24 protein-coding genes are annotated in these 21,295 nt (G+C 32.7%); 5 read left to right on the forward strand and 19 right to left on the reverse strand.

All coding sequences use genetic code 11. The annotated features are described in order from the left end of the window. Positions 1-175: 175 nt before the first annotated feature. Positions 176-1,189 carry a S66 family peptidase gene (locus tag ACIP9G_RS02285; RefSeq protein ID WP_401017072.1) on the reverse strand — a complete coding sequence of 338 codons (1,014 nt, stop codon included), beginning with the start codon at positions 1,187-1,189 and terminating at the stop codon, positions 176-178. 251 nt (positions 1,190-1,440) lie between these two features. Further along, positions 1,441-1,761 (reverse strand): YolC/YozM family protein, encoded by a 321-nt coding sequence (locus ACIP9G_RS22685; protein ID WP_483869660.1) that lies wholly within the window; start codon positions 1,759-1,761, stop codon positions 1,441-1,443. A 218-nt stretch (positions 1,762-1,979) separates the two neighbouring features. Here ACIP9G_RS22685 and ACIP9G_RS02295 point away from each other — a divergent pair, with 218 nt between their 5' ends. Both ACIP9G_RS02295 and ACIP9G_RS02300 read left to right on the forward strand, forming a co-directional pair. Continuing rightward, positions 1,980-2,510, forward strand: coding sequence for a GNAT family N-acetyltransferase (locus ACIP9G_RS02295; RefSeq protein WP_401017076.1), 531 nt, complete (start codon positions 1,980-1,982; stop codon positions 2,508-2,510). Positions 2,511-2,956: 446 nt separating this feature from the next. Continuing rightward, positions 2,957-3,391: a hypothetical protein gene (locus tag ACIP9G_RS02300; RefSeq protein WP_340824202.1), complete on the forward strand. Its 435-nt coding sequence runs from the start codon at positions 2,957-2,959 to the stop codon at positions 3,389-3,391. Positions 3,392-3,715: 324 nt separating this feature from the next. Here ACIP9G_RS02300 and ACIP9G_RS02305 read toward each other — a convergent pair whose 3' ends face one another. The 4 genes from ACIP9G_RS02305 to ACIP9G_RS02320 form a co-directional block, all read right to left on the reverse strand. After that, positions 3,716-3,874, reverse strand: a complete 159-nt coding sequence (locus ACIP9G_RS02305; protein WP_340824201.1) for a hypothetical protein — start codon at positions 3,872-3,874, stop codon at positions 3,716-3,718. Positions 3,875-4,326: 452 nt separating this feature from the next. Next, positions 4,327-4,872 carry a hypothetical protein gene (locus tag ACIP9G_RS02310; RefSeq protein ID WP_401017079.1) on the reverse strand — a complete coding sequence of 182 codons (546 nt, stop codon included), beginning with the start codon at positions 4,870-4,872 and terminating at the stop codon, positions 4,327-4,329. A 22-nt stretch (positions 4,873-4,894) separates the two neighbouring features. After that, positions 4,895-5,812 carry a DUF4868 domain-containing protein gene (locus ACIP9G_RS02315; RefSeq protein WP_401017084.1) on the reverse strand — a complete coding sequence of 306 codons (918 nt, stop codon included), beginning with the start codon at positions 5,810-5,812 and terminating at the stop codon, positions 4,895-4,897. 121 nt (positions 5,813-5,933) lie between these two features. Next, a complete protein-coding gene (locus tag ACIP9G_RS02320; protein ID WP_340824197.1) occupies positions 5,934-6,152 on the reverse strand; it encodes a hypothetical protein in 219 nt (72 codons plus the stop codon). Positions 6,153-6,621: 469 nt separating this feature from the next. Here ACIP9G_RS02320 and ACIP9G_RS02325 point away from each other — a divergent pair, with 469 nt between their 5' ends. Together ACIP9G_RS02325 and ACIP9G_RS02330 are read left to right on the forward strand one after the other, a co-directional pair. Then, on the forward strand, positions 6,622-7,143 hold the full coding sequence (locus ACIP9G_RS02325) for a GNAT family N-acetyltransferase (RefSeq protein ID WP_401017086.1): 522 nt from the start codon (positions 6,622-6,624) through the stop codon (positions 7,141-7,143). A gap of 200 nt (positions 7,144-7,343) precedes the next feature. After that, positions 7,344-8,384 (forward strand): beta-propeller fold lactonase family protein, encoded by a 1,041-nt coding sequence (locus ACIP9G_RS02330; RefSeq protein WP_401017088.1) that lies wholly within the window; start codon positions 7,344-7,346, stop codon positions 8,382-8,384. Positions 8,385-8,503: 119 nt separating this feature from the next. Here the strand turns inward: ACIP9G_RS02330 and ACIP9G_RS02335 are convergent, their stop codons facing one another. From ACIP9G_RS02335 to ACIP9G_RS02390, 12 genes are all read right to left on the reverse strand, one after another. Next, positions 8,504-9,136, reverse strand: a complete 633-nt coding sequence (locus ACIP9G_RS02335; RefSeq protein WP_401017090.1) for a hypothetical protein — start codon at positions 9,134-9,136, stop codon at positions 8,504-8,506. A gap of 87 nt (positions 9,137-9,223) precedes the next feature. Beyond that, on the reverse strand, positions 9,224-9,586 hold the full coding sequence (locus tag ACIP9G_RS02340; protein ID WP_401017092.1) for a DUF6713 family protein: 363 nt from the start codon (positions 9,584-9,586) through the stop codon (positions 9,224-9,226). Positions 9,587-9,795: 209 nt separating this feature from the next. Further along, positions 9,796-10,509, reverse strand: coding sequence for a hypothetical protein (locus tag ACIP9G_RS02345; protein WP_401017094.1), 714 nt, complete (start codon positions 10,507-10,509; stop codon positions 9,796-9,798). A gap of 31 nt (positions 10,510-10,540) precedes the next feature. Next, positions 10,541-11,728, reverse strand: coding sequence for a Zn-dependent hydrolase (locus tag ACIP9G_RS02350; RefSeq protein ID WP_401017096.1), 1,188 nt, complete (start codon positions 11,726-11,728; stop codon positions 10,541-10,543). A 205-nt stretch (positions 11,729-11,933) separates the two neighbouring features. Further along, positions 11,934-12,704, reverse strand: a complete 771-nt coding sequence (locus ACIP9G_RS02355; protein WP_401017098.1) for an amino acid ABC transporter ATP-binding protein — start codon at positions 12,702-12,704, stop codon at positions 11,934-11,936. An 11-nt stretch (positions 12,705-12,715) separates the two neighbouring features. Beyond that, complete coding sequence (locus ACIP9G_RS02360) at positions 12,716-13,372, reverse strand: amino acid ABC transporter permease (RefSeq protein ID WP_401017100.1); 657 nt, start codon at positions 13,370-13,372, stop codon at positions 12,716-12,718. Positions 13,373-13,418: 46 nt separating this feature from the next. Further along, on the reverse strand, positions 13,419-14,210 hold the full coding sequence (locus ACIP9G_RS02365) for a substrate-binding periplasmic protein (protein WP_401017102.1): 792 nt from the start codon (positions 14,208-14,210) through the stop codon (positions 13,419-13,421). 19 nt (positions 14,211-14,229) lie between these two features. Beyond that, positions 14,230-15,408 (reverse strand): hydantoinase/carbamoylase family amidase, encoded by a 1,179-nt coding sequence (locus ACIP9G_RS02370; RefSeq protein ID WP_401017104.1) that lies wholly within the window; start codon positions 15,406-15,408, stop codon positions 14,230-14,232. Beyond that, complete coding sequence (locus tag ACIP9G_RS02375) at positions 15,390-16,736, reverse strand: MmgE/PrpD family protein (protein WP_401017106.1); 1,347 nt, start codon at positions 16,734-16,736, stop codon at positions 15,390-15,392. Before ACIP9G_RS02375 ends, ACIP9G_RS02370 begins: the two co-directional genes overlap by 19 nt. Before the next feature lie 13 nt (positions 16,737-16,749). Then, positions 16,750-18,114: a dihydroorotase gene (locus ACIP9G_RS02380; RefSeq protein ID WP_401017108.1), complete on the reverse strand. Its 1,365-nt coding sequence runs from the start codon at positions 18,112-18,114 to the stop codon at positions 16,750-16,752. 20 nt (positions 18,115-18,134) lie between these two features. Continuing rightward, positions 18,135-18,866: an IclR family transcriptional regulator gene (locus ACIP9G_RS02385; RefSeq protein WP_401017110.1), complete on the reverse strand. Its 732-nt coding sequence runs from the start codon at positions 18,864-18,866 to the stop codon at positions 18,135-18,137. Between the two features lie 432 nt (positions 18,867-19,298). Continuing rightward, complete coding sequence (locus tag ACIP9G_RS02390) at positions 19,299-19,859, reverse strand: GNAT family N-acetyltransferase (protein WP_401017113.1); 561 nt, start codon at positions 19,857-19,859, stop codon at positions 19,299-19,301. A gap of 200 nt (positions 19,860-20,059) precedes the next feature. Here ACIP9G_RS02390 and ACIP9G_RS02395 point away from each other — a divergent pair, with 200 nt between their 5' ends. After that, positions 20,060-20,704: a pentapeptide repeat-containing protein gene (locus ACIP9G_RS02395; RefSeq protein ID WP_401017115.1), complete on the forward strand. Its 645-nt coding sequence runs from the start codon at positions 20,060-20,062 to the stop codon at positions 20,702-20,704. Positions 20,705-20,848: 144 nt separating this feature from the next. Here the strand turns inward: ACIP9G_RS02395 and ACIP9G_RS02400 are convergent, their stop codons facing one another. Beyond that, positions 20,849-21,178, reverse strand: coding sequence for a hypothetical protein (locus tag ACIP9G_RS02400; protein ID WP_340824185.1), 330 nt, complete (start codon positions 21,176-21,178; stop codon positions 20,849-20,851). Between the last annotated feature and the right edge of the window lie 117 nt (positions 21,179-21,295).

Consider the following 21,295-nt stretch of genomic DNA (forward strand, 5'->3'; position numbering starts at 1 on the left):
ATAAATAATAGTGTTAAGCAAACTTCCTCCTGATTTGTTTCTAAAGGGTCGCTCCTATCCCAGGGTGACCCTTGTATAGATTACATTCCTAAAGTCAGTAAGGTATATTTAATTGATAATAGTATCCTTACCCGCATATTAAATACGTTTTTAGATGTTGCTTTACATTTTATATTTAAATAAAGTGTTGCAAAATAGTTCCTTTACCGTTATACGTTTGCACTTCTGCAAATGCTCCGTTGATTAATGTTATTTGTGGCGGTAAATGACCACAATCGATGTCGTATATAATCGGGACTTCAAGCTCCTTAGCAAGCTCCTCATACACATCTTCGACTGTATAATTTTCAACAGAGGTTTCAGCATTACTTCTACCAAACATTATCCCTGAACAATTATTAAACCATCCAGCTAATCTCATTTGTACAAATGTCCTACGCAAATCGGTAGTAGATAACTCACAGTTTTCAAAGTACCATATAACAGATTCCCCTTTAATAAAAGTTTCTGAAAATTTCTGTATTTCACCAAATCTTGTTCCAATTAAATGTCTAATCGAATCAATACAACCCCCTAGTAAACGCCCATGTATTTTAACAGGTTTATCTGCAGTAGTTTTCCAGTTTGTTTTCTCAGTAAAATTAAAAACATATGGTGTAGGCTTATCAAAATGCCAATCCTTTTGATATTGGTCTGAAGAATGTTGTACGATTGATTCACCTTTTTTTAGAGCTAAAACCGACTGCCACATTGCTGTCGTGTCATCAGAATACTCTCCTCTTAAATCTATTAGATTCGTTCCATGTGCGGTAGCTATACCTGTTTCTAATGTAATAGCCAATAATAAAAGACTGATATCTGAGTAACCTAATACCCATTTAGTTGGAATATTTCCGAAATTAATATATTCGAGTGTCTCAATAAGTAATTCTCCTCCCCAAGGAGGAATAATAATATGGATTTCATCATTAATGATCATGTTATTAAACTCTTCGGCACGCTTCTTAGCTGAAGCAGATTTTGCTTTCTCTTGTGTCCAAGCAGTTTCTCCACAAAGGACTTTATATCCTTCCTTTTCCATACGAATGCATGCTGTTTTCAATAAATCATGCAGCTCACTGGGTACCCCCGATGAAGGTGCTGTAACGCCAATTGTTGCCCCCACTTCTAAAAATGGATATTTTATCATACGTATTCCCCTTTATAGTTCTAGTTCATTGTCATAAATTAAATAAATGCTTTTAAGATTCTTACAGTAATATCAACTTGCTATGTAATTATTTATGATAAGATCGCCTCTTAGCATATTCAACACATAATTAGAAAATTTTTGCTAATATTGATTTCAAATTTAGAAATAGTTTTAATTTTGATTTTTTACTATATACTGTTCTTTTATCCACCTTTTAATTTTGTAATTAAACCCATTATTTAAATAAATTATTTATACCCATTTTCATATAAATACACTTCGATATTGTAATCATTTAAACGATGGATATTTAGTTGTTGTTCAAAATATTTTTCTACATCTTGCTTGTATTCTTTATTAGATACACTCATACTTACAAGTAATAATTTATCATTCTGATCTACACCCATGCTATACACCCCATATTTTTTATGCGCTGTATCATAAATTTCTTCATTATTAAAAAATTGCTCTATATATTGTTGTGAAACATCACCTGAAACAATTATCTTATCTTTAAAATGATATACAGATAAAACTAATAGTAAAAGAATTATTAATGGAAAAATTCACTTCAATTTTATTCCTCCTAAAATATTTAATATAAATTAATTAACTTAATTTACTACACTCTCTTTTTCATTAATCAAAAAGTGTTAAAAGTTTTAAGATTCCTTTATTTTGCTCCTCTTGGTATCATTAGACTATACAACTTTGAAGGGACTGAACTATGCGCAGATGGCAATATTTTTTATCTAACTGATTAAAAATATTGGAGGTACAAAAATTGATAAAAGAACTAAACACCCAAAGATTACATTTAAGAAGAATGGAAATTTCAGACTCATATAGCTTATTTAAAATTTGGTCTGATCCAGATGTGACGAAATATATGAACATTGCTAGCTTTACACATGAAGCGCAAGCAAAAGAAATGATAGAACTTCTTGAGGAATTGGCTCAGGCTAATGAAGCAATTCGGTTCAGCATGATTGAAAAAAAATCCAGCGAAATAATAGGAACGTGTGGATTCAATTTTATAGACTTTGAAAATAACAAGGCAGAAATCGGTTATGATATTGCGAAAGCCTATTGGGGCATGGGATTTGCGCCAGAAGGTATAAAGGCACTACTGAATTACGCTTTCGAAAGTTTAAAATTAAATAAAATTGAAGCAAAAGTGGAGCCTGCAAATGTAAATTCTATTAGGGTGTTACAAAAACTTAATTTCACGTTCGAAGACCAAGTTAGACAATACGAAAATTCTAATGAAAGTTTTATAGATATAAATATTTATTCACTTCTAAAAACAGAATAATTTTAAACTTCGCCTATATCAATCAATAAGATATAGGCATTCTTTTGTTTGAGACTTTTTAGTTTGATTCCACCTAATAAACATTTTAGCCGCTTCCTTTTTGATTCTTCTCGACAAACACATTCGTGTAAATTTTTATATTTTCATTTTGCTTTTCTATAAGGATTCATTTACATAATGGTAATTATATCAAAATAAACAATAAATAGGGGTAATTATCAACTGAATTAATATCATTTGCCCTCATGCTAATGAGTTAGACCTCATCAAAAATTGTCAAAGGTATTGATTTTCGAACAGCTATAGCAAACATCAAATATAAAAAGATATCCGAATTGGTCAATTATGCTCCATCATTAACACGTTGTTTTATTTGCTTAAAATTCCTATACATAAAACTTCTTTAATCTGCAAATAACAAGGGCGAATGCAGAAAGGAATTGAATATGAGAAAAAGAATAATCATTTCGTTAGTATTAATGTGTTTCTTAGTCACTAATTATGCTTTTGCTGAATCCGATACAGAATATTTCCCTCAAGATAAACCCCCGAGTGTAATAGAATTAGCCTTTTTGCGCGAATTAGGCCAATCAATACTTGAAACAATGACTTCATACGGTGATAATGAATTATTTACTGCTGGAAGAATCGAAAAAATTGAAAGAAATAGACAAAATGACTTTTATGACGTTACTTTAAGAGTTATTACTTTTGAAAATGCACATAATCCTCCGTATAAACTAATTAACATTACTTTTCGAATCCCCCCTGGTGAAGCTGCAACAAAACATAAAGTGATTTCAGATAAAGCAGTAATATCTTATAAGGTAAAACACATTACCCCAGAGGAATTTATAAAGTTATCTGAACACACGAATTAACTCTGAGCAATTTCCCGTTAATTAATAAATAATGGGTAAGAACATTGATATTAGAGCATCAAATTTGATGCGCTTTTTACAATTCAATATATAGAACAGTAAATAGAATCTATAATTAAATCAAAAAATAATTTATAAGCGACAATAAAACCCCAGTACACTGAACTGCACCCCCATTGTTAGACACATCTAACAATTGGAGGTGCAGTTTTTAGTCCAGTACAATACCGAACTCAGTTTACTCATACTGCCTAACTGAAATAACCGTGTCTACCTTTTAGGGGTCACTTCACTTCAATACCTGGGGTTTTATACATTTAGTATTTACTGATTTTCTTCTTGTTTTTCATTCTTCTCATTCGCATTCTTAAATTGTTCTTTTGTAAGATCATTATCTTCACGAACATCTAAATCATCTGGACTTAAATCATTTCCAAATTCTTCTCTTTCTACATCCTTCTTATTTCTCTTATCTTTCGTCATCATCATCACCTCCAGTTAATACACTTTCCTTTTTTAAGAAATCTATACTTTCATCTCTTTTTTTCAATAAAACAATTTCCTATACCGTCCGATTTAGAGAAATTTATGTAAAAATTTTTTAATCCTATTCCCTCTTTTTCTGTATGTACTGTCCTAATTCCTCTTCCCTAGAAAATGCTTTATGGCTGAAAATAATAGAGAGCCCAATGAAAATGAACTATTTTTCTAAAAAGGCTTTTATAAATGATCAAATATTTCAATCACAACAATAATTAAAAATAAATCCAAACAACTATACAAAATCAGCCACTTCATTTAAATGGGGTGGCTTTTTCTGAGTTTCTATTTTATTTGCTCTCCAGTGGCAGCTTTCTGTTCTTTACCTCGTTGAATAATAAAAAACGCCTTTTGCAGTGCAGCAATAGGCGTTTTATAAAGGTTTGTTTCAGAAATTAGGCTCTATGCAAATAAATATTGTTTGCCAATTTTCTAACATGTAAATTGTGTCCACTAATTTTCATTCTATTAAAATAGTCTGGATTCTCCTTCGAAATTAAGACTCGGCCAAGCTCATCCTCATAGGTATTCCATCCAAACAGTAAAAACGTTATATTAACATGTATTAAATTAGACTTAACATATAAATAGCCAATTAACATAAACAATATTCCGTTCGTAACCAATGTACTTTTTTCTGTGATGTCGATTGCCAATAAAGGTACTATATATGTCACTAAGTAACTTAAAATTTCTTCATTTTTCTTCGATACACGCTCACCTACAATTGTGCTGTTTAATTCACATTTCTTTATATACAAAATAGGTAAAAATGAAAGGATAAATAATACGATTAAAATAATATACACTGTAAGCGTTACTTTATCTTGAATAATTGAATTGATGCTAAAACGATCATAGGGGTATATTGAAAGAGCTACAATTAGATACAATGGAGAGTAGGACGATATGAATAAAAACAATTTAAAAAGATTTGTCAATTTTCCCCCACCCTTTCTTAAATTACCTTAGGTCATCGCTTCCTCTTTCTCCTGTTAATACAGTTTTATAATAAGCGTCGTTAAGTAACTTGACTATATCGTTTAATTGTTTTTTATCAGTATATTTTATTTTCGTTTTTTCTTCGTTTAATTCGATATTTAAGTCAAATTCCATAATGATTTCTTCTACTTTATCAAAATTGTCAACAAACCTCGTCATTCTTTCAGGCCTTGTCATCAATCTTGAAACTCTTTTTACAATATTACCATCCTCAATACTATCATTTTTAAACTGTTCAAATCCTTCTAACTTATTCGTTTCTTCAAAGACTGTTAATACAGAATTAGTATTCTGAACATACTTTGTTTTTAAATCGAAAATTCTTTGCATCGCTATATTATTAATTACAAGCACTTCGTCTTCAAAAATAAGTAAATCAAATCCAGGTTCAATTCCTATAAATGAATCTGAGAATTTTCTAAATGTAGAGTCCGCCAATGTTCCCCATAGACCTTTCGTAAACTTCTTAAGTTGAGGAATACGATTTAAAATATAAGCAAATTTCCCCATTTCTATTTCAATTTTTATACAGTATAAATCTTTTTGGGTACCTTCATTCAGCAATTCACCTGGTTTTTGTAAGCTTTTAAATAAATTATCATATGTAATCCCTATATATGAAGGCTCACAGTATTCAACGACACCATTTGGTCGACCATTTTCATTAAATTCAACTTGCTCTTTTCCCACTAATTTATCAATAGTTGGTTGGATAACCTTTACAATATCTAATTGCAAAGACCGACTTAAAGATGGTTTAAATGAAAAATAATCTAAAGCATCATGAGTTTTAATCTTTTCAATTAAAAACAAACTTACTTCAGATGTACCACTTAATAAGTGTTCTGAAATCTTGCTGTTAATAAACTCGATATCCAATAATAATCCCCCTAACTATATGAAATCATTAATAAAATTATACAATATTTGGTTATTTTAGTAAATTAGAATACAATCATATTATTACCTTAAAGCTACTATACTCATAACCGTAGCTTTTTTATTTTGCCATGAGCAAATTGCTTAAAAATTGATAGCAATTTTCTTTTTCTTTGAAGCATTCATGCAAGTTTTTATTTTCAATTTCGAAAAATTTAGCTGTTTTTCGAATGGTATATTTTCCGATAAGGATTTCTTCATTTTCACTAAGCTGATTTAGCGCCTCATAAATAGGGTCAATCGAAACGCCAATGATTTCATAAATATTCACATTTTCCATCTTCATCCCCCTTATTTCTCCAAGCTAAAAACTTTATAAAAGTAATTATTGTATGAATTACAGTCCTATAATAATTATTAGGTAGGTATTCAAAATAACAAGAAAATCAATCATGTATTAATCTTCATTTTGACTGTCTATTTTGGAAAATTCAACCTATAATTTAAATCAACTTTTCACTTGTTCCTTGACTTACAAGCATTACCACGTTGTTATATTTGCGCAGTATAATAATTAAAACTAATTTCTTCTATTCTTATAAAATCTCTCATTACTTTTTGCTGAACAAGTCAAAATATATTAAAACCTCACGTTTAGGTGAGGTTTTATAGTTTTATTTAAAAGAACCTAATTTTTCCTAACGTGTCGCTCAGCTCGTAAATTCGTATACTGATCCAAAATGGCGTAATCACAGAATTATTATGTAGTGGTTTAATTTTAATAAAAAATTTAAAGGAGGAAACAAATCTTGATTACAAACAAAATAAACATTAGGAAAATGACAGCTAATGATTATCGTTTAATGACTCATTGGTTAAGTACAAAAGAAGTATTAGAATTTTATGGAGATATTAATTCACCCTATACAATTGAAGAAGTGAGGAAAAAGTATGAACCAAGAGTACGTGGTGAAAGCACTGTTTCTCCTTTTATTGTTGAGTTAGACGATCTACCTATAGGATACATGCAACATTATCCAATACAAATACATGAGCAAAAAGATTTCGGTTATCTCGAAAATCAAGTGATTTATGGAATAGACCAATTTATCGGTATTCCTAATCTGTTTAATAAAGGCTATGGGACAATAATGGTTAGTAAATTTATTGATTTTATTTTGAAAACGACTGACGTCGAAATCATAATTTTAGACCCTGAAATATCGAATGAAAGAGCAATTCGATGTTATGAAAAATGTGGATTTTCAAAGGTAAAAAAAATTAATAATGAAAATAATTATTTAATGGAAATGACCATCAAAAAAATCTAATTTTTCTAAGCATCTTCCTATTCAGTTTAAATCCCCTCCACCTACTCTTGAACGCCTAACGATTTAAAAATAAATCAATTTTAGAAACATAAGTAAATACAGACTTTCCACATATAAGAAATATTTTGTATAGGACAACATACAAAGGATATAGTTTAGTGTACATATTCTAACCATATACGATTAGAAGGAGGTTCAGTGTGGAAAAGGAACCTAAAAATTTTAAAAAGTTTAAGTTTAAAACAAATCCTAGTTGTCAATGTCACTGCTGCGGTTTTTGTTGTAATTGTAGTTGTAAACCACCATATTTACCTGTACAACCAAGCTGTAACTATCTCGTATATGTTACAGACGCTGGTCAATTAGAAACTCCCGATAATAGAGTGTCAGTCATCGATACAGCAACTAATACTATTGTCGCTTCCATTCCAGTAGGAAGTGCTCCTCTCGAAGTCGCGATTTCACCAAATGGCGAATTTGGTTATGTTCCTGCACTCTTCTCAAATAATGTAACAGTTTTTGATACTGCAACAAATATGGTAGTTGCTACTATTCCGGTTGGAGTTAATCCGCTTGGTGTGGCGATTTCACCAAATGGAGCACTTGCATATGTATCCAATCACGGATCAAACACTGTATCTGTCATAAATACAGCGACTAATACTGTAACAGCGACGATTCCAGTAGGGCTTCAACCTCAAGGTATTGCGTTCACGCCAAATGGGGCTTTTGCCTACGTAGCAGATGAAAATTCGAATGCAGTTTCAGTTATTAATACCACTACAAATACTGTAGTTGCTACAATACCTGTTGGAATTCGCCCTAGATCAATCGTTTTCACACCTAATGGTCAATTTGCTTATGTCACAAATGAAAATAGTAGCACTGTTTCTGTAATTAATGCCGTGACTAATACTGTAGTTGATACAATCCCTGTTGGAACAGGGCCTGTTGGAACAGCAATAACTCCTGATGGCACACTTATTTACATTGTAAATAAAGGTATTAATACTGTATCAGTCATAAGTACCGCTACAAATCTAGTCATTGCAACAATCCCTGTTGGTTTATCTCCAGACCAAGTCACAATCTTGCCAGATGGAAAATTTGCATATGTTACAAATCAGGCTGACAATACCGTGTCAGTAATAGATATTGCAACAAATACGGTAGTTGATACAATACCAGGATTTAATGGACCTACTGGCATAAAAACAGGAACCATTTGTAATTCAAACTAAACTGTCCTTTTCTACAGTAATTAGAAAAGCATTTAGTTTAACAAAATAAAACCAGAATAATTCTACAAACGTAGAATTCATTCTGGTTTATATTTGGAGTGTTGTTCTTTACCAATATATTAATTTTTCTCGTTTAAATCATCTGGATAAACAATTGTATTAATCACTTCACCATTCGATTCATCTTTGAAAATGACTGTCACCTTATATTTTTCTGGATCTACTCCATTAAATAACTGATAATACATACCTGTAATTGCGAGTCCGAAAGAAGCAATTGTATCAAGGCTATTTTCAAATTCTTCTTTGTTGACTGACAATGTAAATTCTGAAAATGTTTTATTATAACTTACATCTTTAATAGAGGTAAAATCTTCACTCGTTTTAATTTCCTCTACTGATTTAATAATCCCTTCTTCTAATTCCTTCATCATTTTTTTATGCTCTGCTTTAGACATTTTATAAGTAATAGAACCATCTTCATTTTTTATAACTTCCTTGATTCCATCATTTTTCGCTTCAGCTATAACTTTTTCAATATCTTGACCTTCAAAAAAAGTGCCTGGTATTGTTACTTCAACATTTAAAACTCCTTTATCAACTTTTAGTGGCTCTCCATCCGCTGTATTTTCAGTTGAGTTTACAGCAGCAACATCTTTTTCAGCTCCACCCTCTTTTTCCTTATCTTGACTACATGCTGTTAGAAGCATACCTAGCAATAATAAAAATGGTACTATTAATTTTTTCTTCAATTTTTATTCCTCCTTTACATGAATATACATAATTTGGAGACGTACGACCAGATAAAAAAGCCACATCTTATTAGATATGACTTAAATCTAAATTAAAAATAATAAATGAATTATAGCAAGAATCCCCATAGAATAAATAATCGATCTTGAAAACGAATTTTTAAAGTCGTTTCGAGGGTGCCGTTCAAAAAATAAGTGCAAAATTCCATGAATGATAAAGAATGCATCAAGGACCCAAAAAGTAATTGTTTGATACTCACTGAAAAGTAAGGAAAGGATAATTACGTAAAGAAATAGGTGAATCAATGTAAATACTTTATAAGCCTTAGCATCTTCCATATCTTTTAGTACAATAAACAATCGCCATTCAGAGCGCCTTATAGCATCCATTTCATGCAAAAAAAATAAAGAAAGGTTAAATAAAAATAGGACAAGCATTAAATCAGGCATATAAAACCTCCTATATCTTTATATACCTAATGTTACTATAAAGCTTTGTTCTAAATACGAAGTAAAACTACCCAAATATGTCCATATAAAGTCGCAGAATAATTGGATAATTAAATTACCCACTCTATGATATTACTGACTTAAGGTGCTGGTTGGAGTCGCTCTTTCTAAATGGAAAGCCACTTATCCCATTTTTACATCATCGGACTTCATTGAGGTTTCCATTGAATAAGATGATTCGTATCATGATTTTTCGACCATGCTAAAAAATCAGTGACATTGCTCACTCCATAATCTAATACAGCTTGATAAATAAAAATTGATGAATAATTTAAATTATCTTCTAGTAAAGCTTCTTTAATTTCTAGAATCGCTTTTCTAGTTGTTTCGGATAAGGCTTTTTTCATTAAAGGCACTAAATCTCTAGAGAGAGCGCCTTGACGGTCATTTGAAAAAAGCCACATATCTATATTCCACTCTTCTTCATTATCAAGATAAATGATTTTAAAGTAAAAGCCTTTAAAGTCTGATTCAATATAATTTTTATATTTTAGTTCCAAAACGTTTTTATTATTAATCAGTGAAACTAATTCTTTCATAATTTTGTCTGGATTAATTTCTTCACTAAATGTTTCTATATCAATATCAAGTGACACTATTAAATCGTAAGCTGTTGCCCCCACCAAAAAACAGTTTCCCACAGTACTCCATTTTTGAATTAATTGTAATTCATCCAAAATTCGTATAGCCTTTACTTTTCTTTTATTTGCTCTTTCTATACTATTCACGTCAATCACATCATTTCCAAATTTATGTATTACGATAGAATATAATATTGGAACGTAAAATACAAATAATCTATAAAAGGAAAAATGTTGTAGAAAACAAAATACTACCTCATCGGCAATCCTTACAACTTGCACTTCGTTATAACCATCTCGTACTGTTGTGTCATTATACAATTTGTTTTCTTACAAAATGCAAAGCTATAGTAAAAGCATATTCTATATCATCTAAGTTTGACCATTCATCAGGATGGTGACTTATACCATCTTGACTCCTAATAAATAGCATCGTGGCTTGAATTTTTTGAGCAAGTACAAGTGCATCATGGGCTGCACCACTCAATAAATTCATTACAGGTATGTTTAAATCCTCACAAATCGCATGTAGTTGGTTACATAAATTAGCATTCATCTGCGCACCGTTAGTTATAACAGGGTTATTCATTTCAATCTCTATTTGGTGCGTTTTGGCGATCTCTTGTGCTGTTTTTTGCAATATCACAACTAATTGTTTAAGCCTTTCAGTTTGCGCAAGACGTATATCAATAAATACTTGTACTTCCTCAGGAATCACATTTGTTGCATTTGGTACTATTAATGTTCTTCCTGCTGTTGCAACAGCATGTTGATCAAATGAGCGTGTTAAATGATTTACTTTTAAAATCCATTCACTCGCAGCTAATATTGGGTCTTTACGCAGAAACATAGGTGTTGTTCCTGCATGATCTGCTTTTCCTTTAAATGTAACTTGCAAATTCGTTAGTGCGACAATAGATTCCACAATGCCAACTGCTAGATTATGATGTTCCAGAACCTTCCCTTGCTCGATATGTACTTCAAAATAATCTTTAGGCAAAGCTATCATATGTTTACCTTGTTCAGCAGCTGCTAAAAAATAGTTGCTCCCAGTTAAACCTTCTCCAGATAAAACACCTTCCTCATCGCTAAAGTTACTAATTACTAAAGATCTTCTTGGTTGGATATGATGTTGCTGTAAAAAATGAATCACCTCTAATCCTATAATGACACCAAGTGCACCATCAAAATGCCCTCCGTTCGGTACAGTATCTGTATGCGATCCCATCATAAAGACTGGTAGTTCAGGATTTTCCCCATGCCATATACCAAATTGATTCCCTTGCTCATCTGTGAAAAACTCTAAATCAATTTGCTCCATCCATTCTTTTATAAGAAAGCGTCCTTTTTCATCTTCTAGGGAATGTGCAACTCGGTTTGACCCTCCGTTTTTAGTCATACCAATTTGGCCTAGCATATGTAAACGCTCTGCTATTCTTCTCATATTTAGAGGATATTGATTATTTGTATAGTCTTGTAATAATTTTGTTTGAATATCCATTTCTTTTCCTCTCTTCTACATTACAGATTCACCAATCAAACCTTGAGATTAATTTCTGTATCGGGATATATGCTTCCTATAGTACATCCATCCTGTACTGCATCATCCTTTTAATTTAGATATGCCCCTAACGAAATTTCAACTCTTACTTTTGGTGATAAACAGGAAATAGGGAGGAATATAACGTCTATTCCTCCTAAAGAAATTATATAGTTGGATGCATACTGTTTAAAAACTGTGTAATACGGGGGTTTGCTTTCTCTCCAAAAATTTGGTCTGGCGTCCCGACTTCTACAATTGCACCTTGTTCCATAAATACAACACGATCTGATACTTTGCGTGCAAATTCCATTTCATGGGTTACAATAATCATCGTCATCCCACTCTCTGCAAGGCTTTTCATAATTTGCAAAACCTCATTCACCATTTCTGGGTCAAGTGCAGATGTAGCTTCATCAAATAACATTACATGTGGATCCATTGCTAACGCTCGTGCAATTGCAATGCGTTGTTGTTGGCCACCCGATAAATCACTAGGGTGATCGTCACGTTTATCTGCTAGTCCAACTCGCTCTAAAAGCTTTTCAGCAATTTTAATAGCTTCTTCACGTTTTATTTTCTTTACTTGTATTGGACCTTCAATTATATTTTCAAGCACTGTTTTATGCTTCCACAAATTAAAGTGTTGGAAAACCATACCTATGTTTTCACGTACTTTACTCATTTTTATTTTAGATCCTAATGTTAGTTGACTTGAACGATTCACTTTATACTTAATTGGCTGATTCTCAAATTTAACAACACCTTCAGAAGGCACTTCTAGAAAATTTACACAACGTAGTAGAGTGGACTTCCCCGAACCACTTGGACCAATTAAAGAAATAACTTCACCTTGATTAATCGATAAATTAATATTTTTAAGAGCATGCTTATCTCCAAAATATTTATTAATATTATTTAATTCTAATATTTCCATGGGTTACCTCCTTACTTATTGTTATTTGCTACTTTTAATTTTTTCTCTGTCCATGATTGTAGTAGCATTAATGAGCTTGTCATAACTAAGTATAATATTGCTGCCACACCTAATGTTTCATATGGAAGGTATGTACTACTATACTGTGTTTGAGCATTTAACATTAAATCTGGTACTGTAATAACCGAAATTTGCGCTGATTCCTTTAATAAAACAACAGAGTTATTGATATATGGTGGGATAATTAGACGCACCATTTGAGGTATTTTAATTCGAAACATAATTTGAACAGGCGTCATCCCAATTGCTTCGGCCGCTTCAACCTGACCTTTGTTGATAGCCATCATACCTGAACGAATAATTTCTGCCTTATATGCGGCAGAGTTTAATGACATTGCTAACAATGCTGCGGAAAATGCACTTAACTTTATATCAAACGGAGTTGCATAGTAGAATAAGAATAAAATTATTAATAGTGGCAAACCCCTAAATAGCCAAATATATACAGATGCAATATACTTTAATATACGGATATTTGACATCTTACATAGGCACAAAATAAAGCCTAAAACTGTTCCTAGAATAATTGCTAGAATAGAGACCTTCAATGTAACCCATGCACCTTCTAAAAAGTACGGCATGGCATTTGAAATTACATCAAAATTCATCTATATCACATCCCTCTTTATTAAATTCATCTCGTAATCTTGTTAATTACTGAAAGGTTTGACCAAAATATTTCATAGCTAGATCATCAAATGTACCATCCTCTTTTTTCTTTTGAATCACTTTATTAATAGCTTCCAATAAATCATCCGAATCTTTAGCAATCGCTACTGCAATGTCTTTTTCATCAAAAGGTTGACCGATTATTTCAATTTCACTACCTGTCGTAGAATTATTTATATACTCTGCTGCTGCTGGTAGACCAATTGCTACAAAGTCAACACGGCCTGCGATTAAATCAGCAAAGCTCTCTGCAGCACCTGGATATGTTTTTAAATCTTTATAACCACCAATTTTTTTAACAACTTCCTCAAAAGCAGAACCTGCATTTACCCCAACAATTTTGCCTTCCATATCCTCAATGCCACTGACTCCCGTAGTTCCTTTTTTCACTACCGCTACTGCTCCATCCTTTGCATAAAATTCAGAGAAATCAACTGATTTTTTTCGTTCTTCAGTTGCATTTGCGCCTGATAATACAACATCGAATTTACCTGCTACTAAACCCGGTATTAATCCAGAAAATTGTCCGGTTACAAATTCTAGCTCTAGTCCTAATTCATCTGCAATAATTGTCGCCCATTCAATATCATAACCTGTTAGTTTATTGCTTTTATCCATGTATGAAAATGGTCGGTAATTCCCTGTTGTTCCAACAACTAATTTGCCAGCTTTCTCTACACGCTCTAAAGCCGTTTGTGTTGAAGCTTCCTGTTTTTCCCCACATGCCCCTAACACAAATGTAGCAACTGCCAAAATTACTAAAAACCATTTTTTCATAAATCCAACCCCTATTGTTTTATTTTGATAAAAATACTAGCGTTTTAAGTAAAATATTTGTTCCGATTTCTATATCCTCCCACGATGAATACTCATCAGGGTGATGACTTATACCGTCCTTACTCGGGATAAAAAATAGGCCAGCTTTCGATAATGTAGCCATCGATTTCGTATCATGATTTGCACCACTTAACATTTGCGTATAACTCACTTCATTTTCTTCACATACATTCGTAATCGCTTGTTGAATACTTGCATCCAAAGCATTTGGATATTTGACAACATCTCTTCGTAATGATGCGTCAATATGCTGTTCACACCAGTTTGAAATCATATTTTCTACCGACTCTATCTCTTCCCAAAGATCCCCACGAATTTCAATCATACATTCAACAGCACCTGGGACGACACTAGCTAAATTCGGGAAAACATTGAATTCACCAACTGTTGCGACTAAATTACTTTCTTGCATTTTTGCCACATTATTTACAAATTGAACTAAAGATGCTGCCTGAAGTAATGCATCATTTCGACGATGCATAGGTGTTGTCCCTGCGTGACGGGCATCTCCCTTAATATGAACAAAAATTCGCAATATGCCAGCAATCGCCGTGGCTACACCAATTTTTGTCCCTTTTTCATCAAGAACAAAACCTTGCTCGATATGAAGTTCAAGAAATGCTTCAAACTCACTTTGAGAACGAACTGCCTTCTCACATTGTGCACGTGTCAAATTTGCTATTTTCAATTTTTCATCTGTATAACTATCATCTAACATGCCCGCTAAAGCGCGACTGCCAAATGTGCCGCCTAATGGGTTGGCCTCTTCCGCTACAAAAGCAATTAGTTCTAATGGTTTAGTTGGTTTATAACCATTTTCAACGAATGTCTGCAAACATTCTAGCCCCGCTAATACGCCTAATGCCCCATCGTATAAGCCACCATTTCTTACAGTATCTAAATGGGACCCAAAACTAATGGAAGGCAGGTTGTTAGCTCCTAACTTCCCAAAAACATTACCAACAGCATCTTCTTTTACGCTTACTTGAATTGCATTTAGCTTACGCTTTAGCCACTCTAAAGCACCTTTTTCCTCAAGTGAAAAAGCAAGTCGATTAAACCCTGCCTCTCCCGTATTGAAGTGAGTTGCCAGTTCTTCAAAGTTTTCTTGTAAGCGCTTTAAATTAATTTGATACATTCCCTCACCTCACTTACTTGTGCGATATAGTCTCTAAATCTGAATTTTTCAAGTTGTTGTACTGTATCCACAAATTTTTGTACATTCGACATACTATTTTTTTCAAATAATTCAGTATATTTAAGTTGCAATTCTAACTTCGGAAGTGGTTCTTTAAAATTCCCCTTACCATCTAAAGCTGTTTCCTCGATTACATGATTATCCGCAAGCGTAATTTTTATCTTTGAAGGGCGACTCGTTGGTAACATCCCTGTAAGTTCTACATCTTCAGTGACTTCTATTTTTTCTATTAAAGCACGGACTTCATCATCTACATTTACTTGATAATGCGTATATAAGCTTTTATTCAGAAGCACCGCCGCAACCGCATAAGGTATAGAAAATTTGGATGCTAATACTGTTTCGGGATCTTTATTTGTTAAACGTGCAGCTAGTGAGTATGTTGATACTTCTACTTTTGTAATTGCTGCTGTGCTAGAACTCAGTTGCTCCAAACAACCCCTTGCCGCATCAATTGCTGAATGTGTAAATCGACAAGTTGGATATAATTTAAAATAGTTTTGATCAATAAGATATGGTTCATCTTCTTTTTGATTAAATAACGAATAGTCTATTGATACTGGTAATAAATGTCCCCAAACATGATCCACTACACTTAAATGGCTTGAAAAACCAGCTTTCATAAAGCCTAGCATTTGATATGAAATTTGATTGGCTAAACCAACATATAAATTTCGAGCTGTTCGACCTTGTATTGCGGCCTGCCATGAAGTAACTAATGGAAACGTTGCTGCTAACTTGGCCACTTCTATGATTTCATCATCTGTAAATCCTTTTAATATAGCTGCAGCAACAGCACCTCCAACAATACCCCATGTGCCATGTGGATGTGCGTTGTCATCTAGCTTACTCGCATTTCCTAAGCGTGCACTTATTTCATAACCTATCATAAAAGCACGTAACACATCTTTACCTAAATTATTTTCTTCATAAGCAGCGACATATAGTGGACCAAATATATGGGCTGCAGGATGACCTTTTGCAAATTGGTTTCCCTCATCTAGTTCAAAGCTAACAATAGCTGTTCCTGTTAGAACTAAAAAATCATGTGGCTGTCTGGCTAGTGCCTGCCCAACTAAAGGAATATTTCCTTCGGGCTGCTCTATTATCAGCTGTGACACTTCTGTAGCAGCTTGCATGCCATAAGCCGCTACCATAAAAGTGTCTAAATAGATCCATTCAACACGCTCTTTAGTTTTTGCAGGTAACATGTCCCAATCAACTTGTAATAAATGCTTTAATGCATCTTCAAAATGTTGAATTGACATCCCTACACCTCAATTATTGTTTAAATGCCTTACCTGGAACAAATGCGCCGAATCCTGGCTCTTTTGTCACTTTCTCGCCATCATAAACGGTTTCGCCACGAACAATCGTATGCACAACTTTTCCGTTTACCTTTTGTCCATGGAATGGTGAAATTTTCGAATAAGAATGGAATTGATTTTCGTCTATTGTCCAAACAACTTCCGGATCAATAATTGCAAAATCTGCATCAAATCCTTCTGCAATACGCCCTTTATTTGGTATGCCATAAATATCTGCAGGATTTTGAGCCATTGCTTTTGCAAAATGCACAGGTGAAAATCCTTTGTCTACTACCATACTTTCAAACATTAATGACCCCATAATATCTAAACCAGGCATACCGGATGCAGCTAGGAAAATATTATCTTTTCCTTTTTCTTTATGTGCCCATGACCAAGGTGCGTGGTCCGATGTAACAAAATCAAGATCATTTGTTTTTAGTTTCTCCCATAAGCCATCCACATCTTCTTGATAGCGTAATGGTGGATTATTTTTTGCTTTCGGACCATATTTATCTAAATCATCACAGTTTAATAGTAAGTAAGTGTAACAAGTTTCTGATGTTACTTTCGTACCTTGCTCTTTAAACAGTTTGATTAATTCCAACGTACGTGGGTGACTTACATGAACAATATGAAGCTTTGAATCTGTCCAATGGGCGAACTCCATAAGTTTTAATACAGCAGACGTTTCTGTATAAGGTGGACGAGTCTCCATATGTGCTTTTGGGTATACCTTCCCAGCCTTTTGATAGTCTTCAATCAGATCAGCAATGATTTCATCGTTTTCTGCATGGAACGCCGCGACTAAATCATATTCCCGAAGTTGTTCCATCGCTTTCATAATTTCGTAGTCTGGTATACGTGGAAAGCGATAGGCATCTGTCTCGAATGTAGACATTTTAAATGCTACTGCCCCAGCTTCTGCTAATGGCTTAATTTGTTCTATACCGTCATATTTCGAAATTGTACCCCATAAACAAATATCTACGATTGATTGCTCATTTAAGCGCTCAATTTTTTCCTTAAATATGTCTACATTGTTAATAGGATTTGGTAAATCATATGGCATATCAAGGAATGTGGTAACCCCTCCTGCCGCTGCCGCTGCGCTTGTTACTTCAAAACCTTCATCCGGGTTACTAAAGCAATGTACATGAGCATCAATTAAACCTGGAAAAACATATTTTCCTTGCGCATTTACTATAGTAGTTGCTTGAAGGTTTCCGATCCCCTCCGAGATTGCTACGATTTTCCCATTTTGAACGCCGATTTCTCCTTCTACTACCTGCTCAGGTAAAACTAATTGACCTTGAATAACTACTTCATATTGATTCATTTTCCCATCCCCTTTGTGTACTAAAAATAATGTTGAATTTCTTCTTTTGCATTAAATAGTTGTTCAATTATTTTTTGCTCATCAGCTTCCTTCATTCGTTCTGAAGGTCCAGCTATACTTAAAGCTGCGATTAAATTGTTATCCATATCATGAATTGGTACCCCATATGCGATTACCCCTTCATCTACTTCAGAATCAGAATACGAATACCCTTTCTCTCTAGTAATCTGAATATCTTCCTGAATTTCTTTGACAGAGGTTATAGTTGTTTCTGTATATTTATGTAGCAATCCTCGCTTGTTTAATTGCTCTAATGTATCTTCTGGCATATAAGCCAGTAATGTTTTTGTAGAAGCACCTGCATGTAACGGCAGTATCTTCCCCTGCTCAGATGCTACTTTTATTGCTTTATCTGGCGTAACAACCTCTAAACAGACTGCCGAGTATTCAGTAGGAATCGTTAAAATAATCGTTTCACCTAATTTGGTAGATAGATTTTTCATAATAGGAAATGCAATGGAGGATAAATTAATATCGCTCTTCACATATTTGGCTAGCTGTAGAAAACGATAGCCTAACTTATAATTTCCTAGACTTGTTTCTACAACAAATCCTTTTTCTTTTAGAATTTTCAAATGCCTATAAACAGAACTTTGTGGGCTGTTTAATAATATTGCTATTTGCTGCACTGATAATTCTCTTGTTTCGTAATTAAATAAATCAATAATTTCTAATGTTTTTTCTGCACTCATAATTACACCTCTTTAAAAATGAGAATTGATTATCATTTATCAATAATTGAATTCTAAATTATCGGAATATTATTTGTCAACGTTTTTTCGAGCAAAAATAAACCTAAGGCAGAAGAAAATACCTCTTTTATACCTTCAAAAAATTTTTACACCTTTTATCAAATCAGCAATACCAGTAGTTTGAAAGTCGTTAATGGCATATTTCGAAATTTATCAGTAAGAAATTATACGATTACATATTTTTATTGAAAAAAGTTCAAGTGATTTATGCAAAATAGCCGTTTATCTGAAAATCTCCCAGATAAACGGCTACTCATTGTAAGTTTCGATATTAATATAAATTAATTAAAATGATAGCACAAACATATCCATGCTTAAAAAGCATTTCACTGTAAAGATATACTTTGGATTACACATAACTTTATAAAAAAATTATTGATATTCCCTTCTTAATATAGAAAAAATCGCAAGGTCAACATATTTTCCATTCTCAAATTCATGTTGTCTTAAAACACCTTCTTTATAAAAATTTAATTTTTCTAACAATCTAATTGATGATTGATTTTCTGGTTCAACTTTCGCTTCAATTTTATTAATTTTCATCGTCAAAAAGGCAAAAGAAATAATACAACTTAACGCCTCTTTCATTACGCCCTTCCCCCAATAGCTAGGATCTAAATCATAGCCGATTTCAATACGATTATGTTCTCTTTCATAATTCAAAAATCCACAAGTACCAATTACTTTTTTAGACTCCACATCTTCAATTATCCATCTAAAACCAGTCTGTTCTCGTAAAATCTTATCGTACCAATTCAACTCATTCTTCGCATCATCAATAGACTTAAATGGTGTTAGCGGAGTATATCTAGTCACTTGCTCATCTGAATACAAATCAAAAAGATCATGACAATCATTTTCTAGCGCTTGGCGTAAAATAAACCGTTCTGTTTCAAACATTGGAAAGTTAGTAAAGTTAAAATTGGAATTCATAATCATCACCCTTTTATTGTAAATGAACGCACACTCTTCCTATTCTGAATCATTCAATATAACCCCCTTCATTGTATCTCTTGAACAAATCTAGGATGACAGATTTTCTTGTCCACACAATCACTAAAAAATAAAGTCTTATATAATAATGTATTTTTTATTATTCTATATAAATAATTACATTTGAAAGGTGTGCTATTGTGGCAAAAACATTTAAAATGGAATCACCAAAATTACCTTTAACTTTAGAAAAAGCAAATTTTCAAGATATTTTTTATGAAGAAGATCCGTTCTTATCGAATTGTGTAATCTCTAACACCGTCATTGATAATGAGTGTATTGAAAGACTTATACTTTCAAAAGTTCTCTTTAAAAATGTAAGATTCATAGATGTAACTTTTAGAAAAATTGATTTGACCGATGTCATTTTTGAAAGCTGTGATTTATCGAATGCGAGCTTTAGTGAAGGACTAATTCACAGAGTCAAATTTGAAAACTGTAAATTATTAGGTTTGAATTTAGCAGAAGCTAATGTAGGAAATGTATCTTTTGAAAATTGCATAGCAAATTTATGTGACTTTTCAGATACTCGTTTAAAACAGGTTACTTTTAATAATTCAACTCTACAAGGTGCCAATTATTTTGAATGCAAATTTAATAAGGTCTTGTTTAATCAATGTGATCTCAATGATGTTGATTTTTCTCAAACATCATTAAAAGGAATTGATATTAGCACGTGTAGATTTGAAAGGTTAAATGTTACATTGGAAAGTTTGAAAGGTTGTGAAGTATCCTCTGAACAAGCAGTTGGGTTTGCTTCATTGTTAGGCATAAAAGTCGTATAAAATTGCTAAAATCTTGATTAATTAATCCAAGTAGGATTTGAATAGGTAATATGAAAACAACAAACATCATGCCCTTCTTCCGAGTTCAATTGCTACTTGGGTTCTCATCGAAGGGTACAACTAACACTATTAAAGGATTATATATTAGACTTTAATTTTATTTTCCATGTATCGACAGTTAGCACAAAGATAATCTTGATTAATAAAAATAGCACTATACATATTTGACCATGGCATTTGTTCAGAACAGCTATCACATTGATCAATATATTTATCACATAATATACCATTTCCTAGAAAGATAGCCCATTGTTCATCTGACAATTTATCAGAACCGTATTTAATGATTAGTATTGCAATTTCCAACACTTCACCATCATCAAATTTGTTTGTTTTAATTAGTTTTTCCAAATAAGAAATAAATGTAGATGGTTCACTTTTTATTCTCACTTTGAGCTCTTCTATTTGCATCATACTTCCCCTTCTGTCATTTTAAAATGAGATTTAAGGAAATTATATAGTAAATTAAAAATCCCTACTAGATATACATGTATAATTTTCCTTAAAAAATAAATAATGCATAAGCTAAAC

The sequence above is a fragment of the Lysinibacillus sp. NPDC093197 genome, from assembly GCF_044754025.1.
Classification (GTDB): Bacteria; Bacillota; Bacilli; order Bacillales_A; family Planococcaceae; genus Lysinibacillus.